We start from the raw sequence: 14037 nt of genomic DNA on the forward strand, positions 1-14037 counted from the left end.
TGCACCTATCCTGATGAACCTGACTTGCCAAGGGTCCGCTGTTGAAAATCGGTGCGGAAGAACATTTCATTCTAACCGAAAGGCCTATTCTTGCTTTCCGATCGGCATAGATGGATAGGACGGTAGTTGTAACCATGCCCTTGCGCCCGGCTTCCCCGACGTCCCCATCCATGCCCCCCTTCCTGCGGCTCCCCTTGATCCTGCTGGCGGGACAGGCCGTGCTGGCTGCCGGGGCGGTGGCCGGCGGGTTGGCCGGGTCGGTGGCAATGGCCGCTGGATTCGGAGCGGCAGCCTTGGCCCTGCTGCTGATGGCGGCTTGGCTGGTGATGTCCGGCATGGCGCAGGCAGTCGCCGGGGTCACCCTGGCCATGTCCCGGCTCGGCACCGATGAGGGCGCCGATGCCCAGACGGGCCTACCAGCCCTGGACAAGGATCTGGCGGAGGTGTCGCGGCGGGTGGCGGGGCTATCCCTCACGGCGGCCGGCTTCCGGGCGGGGACGCTTCCCGCTGTCCTGGTCGGGCCCGACAACAGCTTGGTACAGCTCAACGACGCCGCCCGGCAGCTATTGGGCGATGCGGACGGGCATCCCTTGCCTGATCCCGCTTCCCTTGCCGCTGGGGCCGGGCGGCGGTTCACTGCCCGGACAACGGACCTGCCGGGTGCCGTGCGGTACCGGCTGGTGGAGTGGCGGGAGGAGACGACCCTGGACCGCTTCGCCGCCGCCCTGGAGTCCGCCCTCCAGGCGGTCGCCAAGGGCGAGACGCCGGCGGGTTCCCTGCCCGGTTCCGGCAACACTTCCCTGGACCGTGTGGCGGCAACCCTTGACGGGCTGGCGCGGCGGCAGGCTGACCTGCTGCGCGGCGTCGCCGACCAGTTCGACGCATTGGCCCGGGGCGACCTGACCCACCGGTTCGCGCTGGAAGGGGCGACGGGCACCGGACTCGGCGCCGTTGCCGACGGGGCAGCCGCGACGTCCGGCAAGATGGGGGAGACGGTCCAGGCCATCTTCGGCGGCACGGTGCGCATTTCCAACGATGTCAGCCAGATCGCCGCGGACTTCAACGACCTGTTCCTGCGCACCGCCGACCAGGCCTCCCGCCTGGAGGAGACGGCCGCCGCCGTGCAGCAGATCGCCGCCACCACCCAGGGGACCGCGGCCGGCGTGGCCGATGCCGGGGTGGCCGCCCGCCGCAGCCGCGAGTTGGCCGATGAGGGCTTCCAGACAGCCGGGGAAGCCATCAAGGCGGTGCTCGCCATCGCCGAGAGCGCCAAGCTGATGGCGGAAAACGTGGGCACCATCGAGCAGATCGCCTTCCAGACCAACCTGCTGGCCCTGAACGCCGCGGTGGAGGCCGCCCGGGCCGGGGAGGCCGGGCACGGCTTCGCCGTGGTGGCACAGGAGGTGCGCACCCTGGCCCAGCACACGGCCACCGCCAACAAGGAGATCAAAGCCCTGATCGAGGCCAGCAGCCAGCGCGTCCAGGCCGGCGTGGCCCAGGTCCGCCGCGTGGGAGAGGCGCTGGACAGCATCCGTGACGGCACCGGCCGGGTGGATGGCCTGCTGGACAGCATGGCCCGGTCCAGCCGGGAGCAGGCCCAGACCGTGGCCGCCATCAGCGAGGCGCTGATGCAGCTGGACACCATCACGCAGGAGAACGCGGCCCTGGTGGAGCGCACCCGCGAAGCCGTGACCAACATGGATGAGGAGGCGGGCCGCCTGGGCAGCCAGATGGCCTTCTTCACCATCACGGCGGACGTGCCCTTCGTGGAGGCCGCGACGGATACCGCCGCCCGCATCGCCGACCTGTTCGAGCGCGCCCTGGCCGGCGGGCGCATCGGCCTGTCGGACCTGTTTGACGAGAATTACCAGCCCGTCCCCGGCACCGACCCGCAGCAAGTGCTGACCCGCTTCACCGACCTGACGGACACGCTGTTGCCAAACCTTCAGGAACCGCTGCTCCGCAGCCTGGAGGGCATCGCCTTCTGCGCCGCGGTGGACCGCAACGGATACCTGCCCACCCACAACAAGAAGTTCTCAAAGCCGCAGGGGCCGGACCCGGTCTGGAACGCCGCCAATTCCCGCAACCGCCGCATATTCCGCGATCCCACGGGCCTGGCCGCTGCCAAGAACAAGGAACCCTACCTGCTGCAATGCTACCGCCGCGACATGGGCGGCGGGGTGTTCGTGCTGATGAAGGATGTGTCCGCCCCCATCATGGTCCGAGGCCGCCATTGGGGCGGCTTCCGCATCGGGTACCGGGCGTGACCTTGGCGGGCCTGCTACCCCTTCCGACATAAGGGCCTGGACTTGGCAGGGGCGTGCCACGACTATACTAAGCAAATCCAAGAACTATCTTCCCGGGACCCTCACGCCATGACCGCCCGCCTCGCCCTGATCCTGCTGTCCGGCCTGCTGGCCCTCTCCGCCTGCAACACCGTCTCGGGCATCGGCAAGGACATCGAGAAGGCCGGGGAAGCCATCCAGGGCGCCGGCGAGAAGGGCAGGAAGTAGGCGGTCTTGGTCGGGCGCGCTCGTAGGTCGGATTAGGGGCGGAGTCCCGTAATCCGACATCCCGTCACGACACCACGCGGTACGCCCGCCGCCGTCGGATTACGGCGCCGATGGCGCCTAATCCGACCTACAAGAACAGCGGGTCAGGCCCTCACCGGCGCCGCGGCGCTCTCGTGGATGCCCAGGGCCTTCAGCACCGTGTCCACGATGTGGGGGGCGTTCAGGCCGGCCTCGTCATACTGCTTCTGTGGGCTGTCCTGGTCCTGGAAGCGGTCGGGCAGCACCATGGGCCGGACCTTGCAGCCCTGGTCCAGCAGCCCTTCGGTGGCGAGGAAGTGCAGCACATGGCTGCCGAAGCCGCCGACGGAGCCCTCCTCGATGGTCACCAGCACGTCGTGCTCGGTGGCCAGCTTGCGGATCAGGTCACCGTCCAGGGGCTTGGCAAAGCGGGCGTCGGCCACGGTGGTGGACAGGCCACGCGCGGCCAAGTCCTCCGCGGCCTTGAGCGACTCCGCCAACCGGGTGCCCAGGCTGAGGATGGCGACCTTGCTGCCCTCGCGCACGATGCGGCCCTTGCCGATGGGCAGCACGCGGCCCCGCTCCGGCATCTCCATCCCCACCCCCTCGCCGCGGGGATAGCGGAAGGCGATGGGGCCGGAGTCATAGGCGGCGGCGGTGGCCGTCATGTCCATCAGCTCCACCTCGTCCGCCGCGGCCATCACCACCATGTTGGGCAGGCAGCAGAGATAGGCGAGGTCGAAGCTGCCGGCATGGGTGGCACCGTCGGCGCCCACCAGCCCGGCCCGGTCGATGGCGAAGCGCACCGGCAGGTTCTGGATGCAGACGTCGTGGACCACTTGGTCGTAGCCACGCTGCAGGAAGGTGGAATAGATGGCGCAGAACGGCTTGTACCCCTCTGCCGCCAAGCCGGCGGCGAAGGTCACGGCGTGCTGCTCGGCGATGGCAACGTCGAAGGTGCGCTCGGGGAACGCCTTCTCGAACACGTCCAGGCCGGTGCCTGACGGCATGGCCGCGGTGATGGCCAGCACCTTCTCGTCCCGCTCCGCCTCCTTCACCAGGGCGTCGGCGAAGACGCGGGTGTAGCTGGGGGCGTTGGCCTTGGGCTTGGCCTGGGTGCCGGTGATGACGTCGAACTTGGTGACGGCGTGCAGCTTGTCGGCGCTTGCCTCCGCCGGGGCATAGCCCTTGCCTTTCTGGGTGACGGCGTGGATCAGCACCGGCCCGCCGGCCGGGTCGTCGCGCACGTTCTCCAGGATCGGCAGCAGGTGATCCAGGTTATGCCCGTCGATGGGGCCGACGTAATAGAAGCCCAGCTCCTCGAACAGGGTGCCGCCGGTGACCATGCCACGGGCATATTCCTCGGCCCGGCGGGCGGCCTTCTGCAAGGGGCGCGGCAGGTGCTCCGCCACGTGCTTGCCCACCTCGCGCAGGCCCCGGTACTGCTTGGAGGAGATCAGCCGCGACAGGTAGCCCGACAGCGCCCCGACCGGCGGGGCGATGGACATGTCGTTGTCGTTGAGGATGACCACCAGGCGGGAGCCCAGGGCGCCCGCGTTGTTCATGGCCTCGTACGCCATGCCGGCGCTCATGGCGCCGTCGCCGATCACGGCGATGACGTGGTTCTTCTTGCCGGCCTTGTCCCGCGCCACGGCCATGCCCAGCCCGGCGGAGATGGAGGTGGAGCTGTGGGCGGCGCCGAAGGGGTCGTACTCGCTCTCCGACCGCTTGGTGAAGCCGGACAGGCCGCCGCCCATGCGCAGGGTGCGGATGCGGTCACGCCGCCCGGTGACGATCTTGTGCGGGTAGCACTGGTGCCCCACGTCCCAGATCAGCCGGTCGTCCGGCGTGTTGAAGACATAGTGGATGGCCACCGTCAGCTCCACCACGCCAAGCCCGGCACCCAGATGGCCGCCGGTCACGGAGACGGCGTCGATGGTTTCCTGCCGCAGCTCGTCGGCGAACTGCCGGAGCTGCCCCGGCTGGAGCTTGCGCAGGTCCGCCGGGATGCGGACCTGGTCCAGCAGCGGGGTCTTCGATTGGCCCATTGCCTCTACTCCCTCGATCCCCGTCGGATTGCCGCTCAAGACCGGCGCTCCACCACGTAGCGCGCCACTTCCTTCAGCATTTCCGCACGGTCCCCGAAGATATCCAGGTGGGCGGCCGCCTGGTCGGCAAGCCGGCGCGCCTGGTCCTTCGCTCGTTCTACGCCCAATATCGAAACGAAAGTAGCCTTTCCTGCGGCAACGTCACGCCCCACCGACTTGCCCACCTCCGCCTCGGAGCCTTCCACGTCCAGCAAATCGTCTGCGATCTGGAAGGCGAGGCCGAGGTCATGGGCATAGGCCTGGAGCGCGTGCTGCTGCGCCGGGCCGGCCTTGCCCAGGATGGCGCCAGCCCCGGAGGAGAAGGCGATCATGTCGCCGGTCTTCATGCGCTGTAACCGGGTGATGGCGCCGATGTCGAAGGTCTGCTTCTCCGCGATCAGGTCCAGCATCTGGCCGCCGACCATGCCGCGCGGCCCGGCAGCCCGGGCCAGGGCCGCCACCAGCTTGCAGCGGACCTGCGGGTCCTCGTGGGTTTCGGGGTCGGACAGGATCTCGAAGGCGGCGGTCAGCAGCCCGTCGCCGGCCAGGATGGCCGTGGCCTCGTCGAATTCCAGGTGCACGGTCTTGCGGCCACGGCGCAGGTCGGCATTGTCCATGGCCGGCAAATCGTCATGCACCAGGCTGTAGCAGTGCACGAACTCCACCGCCGCCGCGGCGCGCAGGGCACAGGCCGGGTTCACCCCGAACATGCGCGCGCTTTCCATCACCAGGAAGGGGCGCAGCCGCTTGCCCCCGCCCAGGCAGGCATAGCGCATCGCCTCGAACAGCCGCGCCTCCACCAGGTCCACCGTGGGCAACAGGACCTCAATGGCGGTCTCCACCTGCTCGACGGTGTCGGCCATGGCGGATTGCAGGGTCTTGGGCAGGCTGGGCATGGGTGTGCACCCGGGGGCTGGGCCGGACGACGGCCGGGAAAAGGTCAGATGGGGCGTGGGGGCGGTTCAGTCCAGCCGGGCCGGCTCGGAGCCGATGGACCCGTCGGCGGACACGGTGATGCGGTCCACCTTGGCCTGGGCTTCCCGCAGCTTCAGCTCGCAATGGCGCTTCAGCAGGGTCCCGCGCTCATAGAAGCGTATGGCATCGTCCAGCTTGGCCTTGCCTTCCTCCAGCTGGCGCACGATGCGTTCCAACTCGGCAAGGGCGTCCTCGAAGCTGAGGGCGGCGATGTCTTGGGGTAGGTTCTGCTCGCTCATGGTACGCCGGACCGTTGCGGAAGGGCGGACTGTATGACTCATGGGGGTAGCGGTTCAAGCGGCCTTGCAGGGGGGGCTGGCATGGCCGAACCGCCCGGGACCCTACCCCTTTCGGGGGTGGCGGGATTGACGCAAGGCTGGCTTGGCAGGGCGCCCTGGCACCAAACGCGGCCCGCCTGCCCAGCTCCGCTGATGCCTTTGCCCGGGCGACACAGGCGCGGCGGTCACCGATGGGGAGGAAGCGGGTCGAGCCACCCCTCCCCTGCCCTCAGACCGCCATCAGCGCCTTCACATGGGCCGCGGCGCTGCTGGCCAGGGCGCGGATGTCATAGCCGCCCTCCAGCACGGACACCAGCCGCCCGGTGGCGTGGCGCTTGGCGATCTCCCCAAGCTTCGTGGTGATCCAGGCGAAGTCGTCCTCTGTCAGGTCCAGGCCGGCCAGCGGGTCGCGGGCATGGGCGTCGAACCCGGCGGAGATGATGACCAGCTCCGGCTTGAAGGCGTCCAGCCGGGGCAGCAACTGGGTCTGCACCGCGTGCCGGAACTCCGGGCTGGCGGCCATCGGCGGCAGGCAGGCATTCACCACATTGCCGAAGTCGCCATGCTCCTTGGCGGATCCGGTACCGGGGTAAAGCGGCCACTGGTGGGTGGAGCCGTAGAAGATGTCCGGGTCGTGCTGGGCGAAGCTCTGCGTGCCGTTGCCGTGGTGCACGTCGAAGTCGATGATGGCGACGCGCTTCAGCCCATATGCGGCGCGGGCATGGGCGGCGCCCACGGCGGCGTTGTTGAACAGGCAGAAGCCCATGGCCTTGTCCGGCTCCGCATGGTGCCCGGGCGGCCGCACGGCGCAGAAGGCGTTGCGCACCTCCCCGGTGCAGACGGCGTCCACCGCCGCCACCACGGCCCCCGCCGCCCGCAAGGCGGCCTCGCCCGAGCCGGGGGACAGCACCGTGTCGTCGTCCACCTCCGCCCAGCCATCGGCGGGCACCATGGCCAGGACGCGCTGCACATGGTCGCGCGGGTGGACACGGGCCAACTGGTCCTCCGTCGCCCGCGGGGCTTCCCGCCGGTCCAGGAACATGAAGGCCTCGCCCTCCAGGGCGTTCAGCACGGCACGCAACCGGGCAGGGCATTCCGGGTGACCTTCACCCGTGTCATGGGTCAGGCAGGCAGGATGCGAGAACAGGGCCGTGTCCATGGAGAACCGTTTCTTGTGGCGTTTCCTCTTCGCCCCACTTTCCCCCATTACGCGACAGGTTTCATGGGGAATCAGCACCCCTCCCCCTTCGCCCACCTGTGACGTTCAGCCGCCCTTCCGGATGCGGAAGGAGTAGACCCCGTCCGCGCCTGCGTTCTCCAGCAGGCCATGGCCCGCCTCACGGCAGAAGGTCTCGAAGTCCCGGGGTGCCGCCTTGTCCGTGGCCAGCACCCGCAGCACCTGCCCATCGGCCAGGTCCTTCAGCCGCTTGCGCGCCCGCAGCACCGGCAGGGGGCAGATCAGGCCGCTGCAATCCAACAGGACATCGGTGTCGGACATCCCATCACTCCTGGGCATCGGGATAGGGCCCGTGGGGCCGGGTTCGACCTTGCGCCGGGGCGACCCTGACGCGGGCAGCCTTTCACTATTCGGCCGGGGAATTTTTTTATCGGGCTGCGCTTGACGGCCCGGGCGCCCGCCCGATTTTCACCCTCATGGACGCACAATCGCTCAGAGTCAACGCCCGCAAAGCCAGCACGCTGCTGAAGGCGATGGGCAATGAACGCCGCCTGTTGATCCTCTGCTACCTGGCAGAGGGGGAACATTCGGTGGGGGAACTCGAACGGCTGGTCGGCCTGTCCCAGTCGGCCCTGAGCCAGCATTTGGCGCGGCTGCGCAAGGACAAGCTGGTGCGGACCCGGCGCAACGCCCAGACCATCTATTATTCCCTGAACGGGCGCGACGCCTCCTCGGTCATGCGGACCCTTTACGAGCTTTACTGCGCCGATGACGCCCGCCACCGCAACGGCCGCGACGCCCCCTGCTCGCCCGAGCCGGTGATGGGTTAACGGGCGCGCAGGGCCGCTGCCGCGACACACAGCCAACCCAGGATCAGGCTGAGGCCCCCTATGGGTGCAACGGCGCCCAACGCGCTTGGACCGAACCAGCCCAGCAGGTAGACCGCCCCCGGAAAAAGCAGGCTGCCCAGGGCGACCAGCCACCCCGCCGCGGCCAGCAGGCCCCTACCCGCCTCCATCCGCGCCTGCAGGGCCACCAACCCGACCAGCAGGGCCGCGTGGACCATCTGGACCTGGGACCCGGTGCGCCACAGCTCCACCGCCCTTTCCCCCTTCACCGGCCCCAGCCCGTGGGCGGCATAGGCCGCGCAGGCCACCGCCATCGCCCCGAACAGGCCGGCGAGGAAAAGCTGCGGGCGGGCGCTGCGGTCGGTCATGGTTCGGTTCCGGTTGTTCTGGACGGGCCTGATTTAAGCCATCCTGTCCCCCGGCCCAATGGCAAACGGGGCCGTGTCGCCACGGCCCCGCTTCCACGTCCAACATACATCCCCGAAAGCCCGTTGTGCGACTCTCGGATTACGCTGCGCTGATCCGACCGACGGCGGGCCAGGCGTCAGGCCGCCTGGGGCAGGTCGGCCAGCAGGATCTCGGCCTCCTCCAGCGCCTCGATGGTCAGGGTCGGTTCGCCCCGGATGGCGGCGCCGTCGCGGGCGTCGATCTCCACGCCGTTGACCCGGACCTTGCCTCGGGCCGGCACCAGATAGGCCAGCCGGTCACCCAGCTCATGCGTCACCGTGGTGCCCGCCGGCAGGGTGGCCCCCAACAGGGCGGCGTCCTGGTGGATCATCAGGGCCTGGCTGTCCTTGTCCTGGGCCCGGCCGCTGGCCAGCGTGACCAGCTTGCCGGCACTTTCCCCCTTCGGGAACTGGCGGGCCTCCCAACGGGGCTGCACGCCGGCCTTGTTGGGGATGATCCAGATCTGGAAGATCTGGGTCTCACCCGGTTCGCGGTTGTACTCGGCATGGACGATGCCCGTGCCGGCGGACATCACCTGCACGTCCCCCGCCTCGGTCCGGCCCTGGTTGCCCAGCCGGTCCTGGTGGGTGATGGCCCCTTTGCGGACATAGGTGATGATCTCCATGTCCCGGTGGGGGTGCGGGTCGAAGCCGGTGCCGGCGGCGATGGTGTCGTCGTTCCACACCCGCAGCGGGCCCCAATGCACCCGCTTCGGGTCATGGTAGTGGCCGAAGCTGAAATGGTGCTTGGCGTCCAGCCAGCCGAAATTGGCGTTGCCGAGGCTGGAAAGGCTGCGACGTTCGATCATGGTCCTGTCCTCCAAGGCCCCGCCCCCAGCCCCGACCATCGGCGGCCGGGGGGCGGTCCTGTTTGGTGTCCCCCTCTCCCCTGGGGAGAGGGTGCCCCGCAGGGGCGGGTGAGGGGACGGGTTCCTCGAAACGGGTTGGTTCAAGAGGTGGTCTCTACGCCCACCTCCCTCACCCGGCGCTGCCGCGCCACCCTCTCCCTAGGGAGAGGAAACTTAGGCCGCCAGCTTGGCGGCCGTCTTCGCCACCAGGGCGCCCTGGAAGCGGGCGGCGTCCAGTTCCACCGCGCTGGGCTGGCGGCTGCCGTTGCCGTCGGCGATGGTGGAGGCGCCATAGGGGCTGCCGCCCTTCACCTCGTCCACGCCCATCTGGCCCTGGAAGCTATAGGGCAGGCCGACGATCACCATGCCGAAGTGCAGCATGTTGGTGATCACGCTGAACAGCGTCGTCTCCTGCCCGCCATGCTGGCTGGCGGTGCTGGTGAAGGCGCTGCCCACCTTGCCGTTCAGGGCGCCGCGGGCCCACAGGCCACCGGTCTGGTCCAGGAAGTTGGCCATCTGGCTGGCCATGCGGCCATAGCGGGTGGGGGTGCCGATGACGATGGCGTCATAGTCGGCCAGCTCGGCCACCGTGGCGACGGGGGCCTCCTGGTCCAGCTTGATCCCGGCCTGCTTGGCCACCTCGGGCGGCACCAGCTCCGGCACGCGCTTCACGGACACCTCGGTGCCGGGCACGGAGCGGGCACCCTCCGCCACGGCCTTCGCCATCGTCTCGATGTGGCCGTAGCTGGAATAGTAGAGGACCAGGACCTTGCTCATCATCGTCTCCATCAGCTTTTCGGGTTTCCGGGGTGCGGGTGCTGCCCCAACCTCTCGACGCCCAAGATATGCCGTTGCCGTCCATCCGATAATCGCCCAATATCGCACCGGAATGTTGCGCCATGCGCGACAATCCATGGCCCGGCGTCGGGGCCATGGAAGAGGTATGGCCAAGCGGAAAGGTCGCAAGCATGGATCGGTTGGATGACCTGAAGCTGTTCACCCTGGTGGCGGAGACGAAAAGCTTCACCAAGGCGGCCGACAAGCTGGGCCTGTCCAAGTCCGCCGCCAGCCGCCGGGTAGCGGAGCTGGAGGCGCGGCTGGGTACCCGGCTGTTCCACCGCACCACCCGCAGCATCAGCCTGACCCAGGTGGGCCAGGGCTTCTGCCAGCGGGTCAGCCAGATCCTGGCGGAGTTGGAGGAGGCGGAGCGGTCGGTCACGTCGGAGCACGCGGCCCCCCGCGGCACGCTGAAGGTGGCGGCGCCCATGTCCTTCGGCCTGTCCCACTTGGCCCCGGTCCTTTGCGGCTACATGGAACGGTACCCGGAGGTGCAGGTGGACATGGACGTGTCCGACCGCTTCGTGGACCTGGTGGAGGAAGGCTATGACGTGGCCGTGCGCATCGGCCGGCTGAAGGACAGTTCCCTGGTCGCCCGCCGCATCTGCCCCATCCGCATGGTGGTCTGCGCCAGCCCCGCCTACCTGGCTCGCCGCGGCACGCCCCAGACCCCGGCGGAACTGGTCGAGCATGACTGCCTGCTCTACACCAACAGCCAGAGCTTCGACCAATGGAGCTTCCGCATCGCCCCCGGCTCGGCGGAGACCCAGGGCGTTCGGGTGCAGGGGCGGATGCGGGTCAGCAACGGCGACGTGCTGCGCCAGGCGGCCTTGGCCGGGCTGGGCATCGTCGTGCTGCCCAGCTTCATCGTCGGGGATGACCTTCTATCCGGCAAGCTGCGCGGCATCCTGACCGAATACACCGTGTCGGAGGGCGCGCTCCACGCCGTCTACCCCGCCAACCGCCACCTGTCCCCCAAGGTCCGCGCCTTCGTGGACCTGCTGGCGACCAGCTTCGGCCCGGTCCCCTATTGGGACGCGGGGTTGGTGGTGCTGAAGGGGGGATAAGACCCAAGCAGTGCAAGGCACCTGATGTCACCCCGGCCGCAGCGCAGCGGAGAGCCGGGGCCCTCGGGGCCCCTTAGTGCAGGTCACCGGAAGCCCCGTTGTTCCTTGTTCTGGAGCCCCGCTGCCGCCCCTTGGCACATCCGCTTTCCCAAGGGTCCCGGGTCAAGCCCGGGATGACATCCTGTGATTGGCAGCAATGGTCAAATGGAAAAAGCCCCGGCGTTTCCACCGGGGCCCTTCCCTTTCGCCTGACCGATGACGGTCAGAACTGCTCCACCGACATGTCCATCATGGACTTGCCGCCGGACATCAGGCTGCGGAAGCGGAACTCCACCTCCGGCAGCATCTTCTCCATGAAGAAGCGGGCGGTCTTGACCTTGGCGTCGTAGAAGTCGGCCTTCCCGTCGCCACCCTCGGCCAGCTTGGCCTGGGCGACCTTGACCATCTTCAGCCACATCCAGCCCAGGCTGACCAGGCCGAAGATGCGCAGATAGTCGGTGCTGGCGGCACCGGCCTCGTCCGGCCGCGCCATGCCCTTCTGGGCGACGACGGCGGTGGCCTGCTGCAGCTTGCCGAAGGCCTTGTAGAGGGGGCCGGCGAACTCCACCAGCCCGGCCTCGGACATGGACTGCTCCAGCTCCGCCTGCATGGGGTGGAAGAAGCGACGCAACAGGCGGCCCATGTTCTGGGGCATCTTGCGGCCCACCAGGTCCAGCGCCTGGATGGCGTTGGCGCCCTCATAGATCATGGCGATGCGGGCGTCGCGGACGAACTGCTCCATGCCCCACTCGCGGATGTAGCCGTGGCCGCCGTACATCTGCTGGGAATTGGTGGCGACCTCGTACCCCATGTCGGTGAAGTAGGCTTTCACCACGGGGGTGATCAGGGCGACGAAGTCCTCCGCCTCCTGCCGCACCTTGGCGTCGGGGTGCTTCTCGTACATGTCGATCATCATGCCGACCCAGTAGCCGAGCACGCGGGCACCCTCGGTGAAGGCCTTGGCCTGCAACAGGTTCTTGCGCACGTCCGGGTGGACGATGATCGGGTCGGCGGCCTTGTCCGGGTTCTTGGCGCCGGACAGGGCGCGGCCCTGGATGCGGTCCTTGGCATAGGCCAGGGCGTTCTGGTAAGCGACGACGCCGATGCCCAGGCCCTGCATGCCCACGCCCAGGCGGGCGGCGTTCATCATGGTGAACATGGCGCGCATGCCCTTGTGGGGCTCGCCCACCAGCCAGCCGGTGGCATCGTCGAAGTTCATCACGCAGGTGGCGTTGGCGTTGATGCCCATCTTGTGCTCGATGGAGCCGCACATCACGCCGTTGCGCATGCCGGGCTCGCCATCCTCGGTGGGCAGGAACTTCGGCACCACGAACAGGCTCACACCCTTGATGCCCGCCGGGCCGTCGGGGATCTTGGCCAGCACCAGGTGGATGATGTTCTTGGTCAGGTCATGCTCGCCGGCGGAGATGAAGATCTTCGTGCCGGTGATCTTGAAGCTGCCGTCCTCCTGCGGGACGGCCTTGGTCTTCATCAGGCCCAGGTCGGTGCCGCAGTGCGGCTCGGTCAGGCACATGGTGCCGGACCACTCGCCGGACGCCATCTTCGGCAGGTAGCGCTGCTTCAGCTCCTCGCTGGCGTGGGCGTGCAGGGCGTTCATGGCGCCGTGGGTCAGGCCCGGATACATGGCGAAGGCCATGTTGGCGGAGCACATCAGCTCCTCCATCACGAAGCCGATGGTGTGGGGCAGGCCCTGGCCGCCGTATTCCGGGTCGAAGGACAAGCCCTGCCAGCCGCCCTCCACATACTTGTCATAGGCCTGCTTGAAGCCCTTGGGCGTGCGCACCACGCCGTTCTCGTAGTGGCAGCCCTCCTCGTGGCCGCTGCGGTTCAGGGGCTGCAGCTCGTTCTCGCAGAGCTTCGCCGCCTCCTCCAGGACCGACTGGATCAGGTCCGGGGTGGCGTCCTGGTAGCCGGGCAGCTGGGTCAGGGACTGGGCGTTCAGCACGTCGTTCAGGACGAAGTTGATCTCGTCCAACGGGGCCTTGTAGACGGGCATGGGAGGGTCCTTCCTCTCATGGGCAGCCGACGCGGCTCCGCCCCGGCAGCAGGCTTGAGTCGCCCGCATTCGGGGTCGAAGGCACCGGGGCGCCCTTGTTTTCCGTGGTGGCGACGCCGACCGACGCGCCAGGACAGACCTTACCATTACGTAATGGTAAGGTCCAGCGCCATGTGGGCAGCGGGGCCGGGCATGATGACTTCCAGTTGCGCGGCGGCTGGAATCCTGCCCGCATCCAAGGCATCCTTCGGATTACCCCCACCCCCTGAAACTCGGACACCCCCGATGCGCCATCCCCTGACCGCCTTGGCCGCCCTGCTGCTGTTCTCCCTTCCCGCGGCGGCGGAGGCGCCCCACCCGGCGGCCACGCCCATGGAGAAGGCCTTGCACACGCTGCTGACCGGGTTCAGCCGGGACGAGCGGTCGGTGGAGGTGCTGCTGGGCCGCCCTGACAGCAAGGGCAAACTGCCCGACAGCCTGACCCCCGCCCTGGTCCAGGCCATGCGCGCGGCGGAGCGGGAGACGGTGATGCGGGACTGCGGCGGCAAGTACCTGGAGGGGATGATCTGCGGCCTGGAGTACCACCCCGTCCTGTGCGGCCAGGACGCGCCGGCGAAGTTCCTGTACCGGACCGTAGGCCCCGACCGTGTCGAGATGTTCTGGCCGGGGCAACCGAAGCCGGCCGCGACCTACCGCATGGCCGAGGCAGGCGGGGCCTGGAAGCTGGACGGGGTCGCGTGCACGGAGGCCGACAGCTTCAATCTTGCCAAATGAAATAGGGGCCGCGACGCCTCCCGGCACCGCGGCCCCCAGGTTCTCCGTAGGTCGGATTAGCGGCGCAGCCGCGTAATCCGACGGTCCGGGGCAAAGGGCTGTCGGATTACGGC

14 protein-coding genes are annotated in these 14037 nt (G+C 68.6%); 5 read left to right on the top strand and 9 right to left on the bottom strand.

Going from position 1 to position 14037, the window contains the following annotated elements; genetic code table 11:
* Nucleotides 1-170 precede the first annotated feature (170 nt).
* Entirely contained in the window at nucleotides 171-2267 is a 2097-nt protein-coding gene (locus HHL28_RS09595; protein ID WP_169655062.1) for a methyl-accepting chemotaxis protein, read from the top strand.
* Nucleotides 2268-2375: 108 nt separating this feature from the next.
* Entirely contained in the window at nucleotides 2376-2513 is a 138-nt protein-coding gene (locus tag HHL28_RS09600; RefSeq protein ID WP_075768643.1) for an entericidin A/B family lipoprotein, read from the top strand.
* Between the two features lie 143 nt (nucleotides 2514-2656).
* Here the strand turns inward: HHL28_RS09600 and dxs are convergent, their stop codons facing one another.
* The 5 genes from dxs to HHL28_RS09625 all read right to left on the bottom strand — a co-directional run bounded on the left by dxs (nucleotide 2657) and on the right by HHL28_RS09625 (nucleotide 7369).
* Nucleotides 2657-4579, bottom strand: coding sequence for a 1-deoxy-D-xylulose-5-phosphate synthase (dxs, locus tag HHL28_RS09605; RefSeq protein ID WP_075768642.1), 1923 nt, complete (start codon nucleotides 4577-4579; stop codon nucleotides 2657-2659).
* Between the two features lie 35 nt (nucleotides 4580-4614).
* Nucleotides 4615-5514, bottom strand: coding sequence for a polyprenyl synthetase family protein (locus HHL28_RS09610; RefSeq protein ID WP_075768641.1), 900 nt, complete (start codon nucleotides 5512-5514; stop codon nucleotides 4615-4617).
* Between the two features lie 66 nt (nucleotides 5515-5580).
* Entirely contained in the window at nucleotides 5581-5832 is a 252-nt protein-coding gene (locus HHL28_RS09615; RefSeq protein ID WP_075768640.1) for an exodeoxyribonuclease VII small subunit, read from the bottom strand.
* Nucleotides 5833-6100: 268 nt separating this feature from the next.
* Complete coding sequence (locus HHL28_RS09620) at nucleotides 6101-7030, bottom strand: histone deacetylase family protein (RefSeq protein ID WP_075768639.1); 930 nt, start codon at nucleotides 7028-7030, stop codon at nucleotides 6101-6103.
* A 105-nt stretch (nucleotides 7031-7135) separates the two neighbouring features.
* Nucleotides 7136-7369 carry a sulfurtransferase TusA family protein gene (locus HHL28_RS09625; protein ID WP_075768638.1) on the bottom strand — a complete coding sequence of 78 codons (234 nt, stop codon included), beginning with the start codon at nucleotides 7367-7369 and terminating at the stop codon, nucleotides 7136-7138.
* Between the two features lie 155 nt (nucleotides 7370-7524).
* Between HHL28_RS09625 and HHL28_RS09630 the strand changes: the two genes are divergently transcribed.
* Nucleotides 7525-7878, top strand: a complete 354-nt coding sequence (locus HHL28_RS09630; RefSeq protein WP_075768637.1) for an ArsR/SmtB family transcription factor — start codon at nucleotides 7525-7527, stop codon at nucleotides 7876-7878.
* On the opposite strand, the gene HHL28_RS09635 is transcribed toward HHL28_RS09630, so the two are convergent.
* The 3 genes from HHL28_RS09635 to wrbA all read right to left on the bottom strand — a co-directional run bounded on the left by HHL28_RS09635 (nucleotide 7875) and on the right by wrbA (nucleotide 9967).
* Nucleotides 7875-8264, bottom strand: coding sequence for a DUF423 domain-containing protein (locus HHL28_RS09635; RefSeq protein WP_075768636.1), 390 nt, complete (start codon nucleotides 8262-8264; stop codon nucleotides 7875-7877). The two genes, HHL28_RS09630 and HHL28_RS09635, sit on opposite strands and share 4 nt — an antisense overlap.
* 176 nt (nucleotides 8265-8440) lie before the next feature.
* Nucleotides 8441-9151 carry a pirin family protein gene (locus HHL28_RS09640; RefSeq protein WP_075769138.1) on the bottom strand — a complete coding sequence of 237 codons (711 nt, stop codon included), beginning with the start codon at nucleotides 9149-9151 and terminating at the stop codon, nucleotides 8441-8443.
* A gap of 213 nt (nucleotides 9152-9364) precedes the next feature.
* Entirely contained in the window at nucleotides 9365-9967 is a 603-nt protein-coding gene (gene wrbA / locus HHL28_RS09645; RefSeq protein ID WP_075769137.1) for an NAD(P)H:quinone oxidoreductase, read from the bottom strand.
* 191 nt (nucleotides 9968-10158) lie between these two features.
* Between wrbA and HHL28_RS09650 the strand changes: the two genes are divergently transcribed.
* Nucleotides 10159-11094 carry a LysR family transcriptional regulator gene (locus HHL28_RS09650; protein WP_075768635.1) on the top strand — a complete coding sequence of 312 codons (936 nt, stop codon included), beginning with the start codon at nucleotides 10159-10161 and terminating at the stop codon, nucleotides 11092-11094.
* 262 nt (nucleotides 11095-11356) lie between these two features.
* Here the strand turns inward: HHL28_RS09650 and HHL28_RS09655 are convergent, their stop codons facing one another.
* Nucleotides 11357-13150, bottom strand: coding sequence for an acyl-CoA dehydrogenase C-terminal domain-containing protein (locus tag HHL28_RS09655; protein ID WP_075768634.1), 1794 nt, complete (start codon nucleotides 13148-13150; stop codon nucleotides 11357-11359).
* A gap of 285 nt (nucleotides 13151-13435) precedes the next feature.
* On the opposite strand from HHL28_RS09655, the gene HHL28_RS09660 reads away from it, so the two are divergent.
* On the top strand, nucleotides 13436-13924 hold the full coding sequence (locus HHL28_RS09660; protein ID WP_075768633.1) for a hypothetical protein: 489 nt from the start codon (nucleotides 13436-13438) through the stop codon (nucleotides 13922-13924).
* Nucleotides 13925-14037 lie beyond the last annotated feature (113 nt).

The sequence above is a fragment of the Aerophototrophica crusticola genome, assembly GCF_012913305.1.
Taxonomy (GTDB): domain Bacteria; phylum Pseudomonadota; class Alphaproteobacteria; order Azospirillales; family Azospirillaceae; genus Niveispirillum; species Niveispirillum crusticola.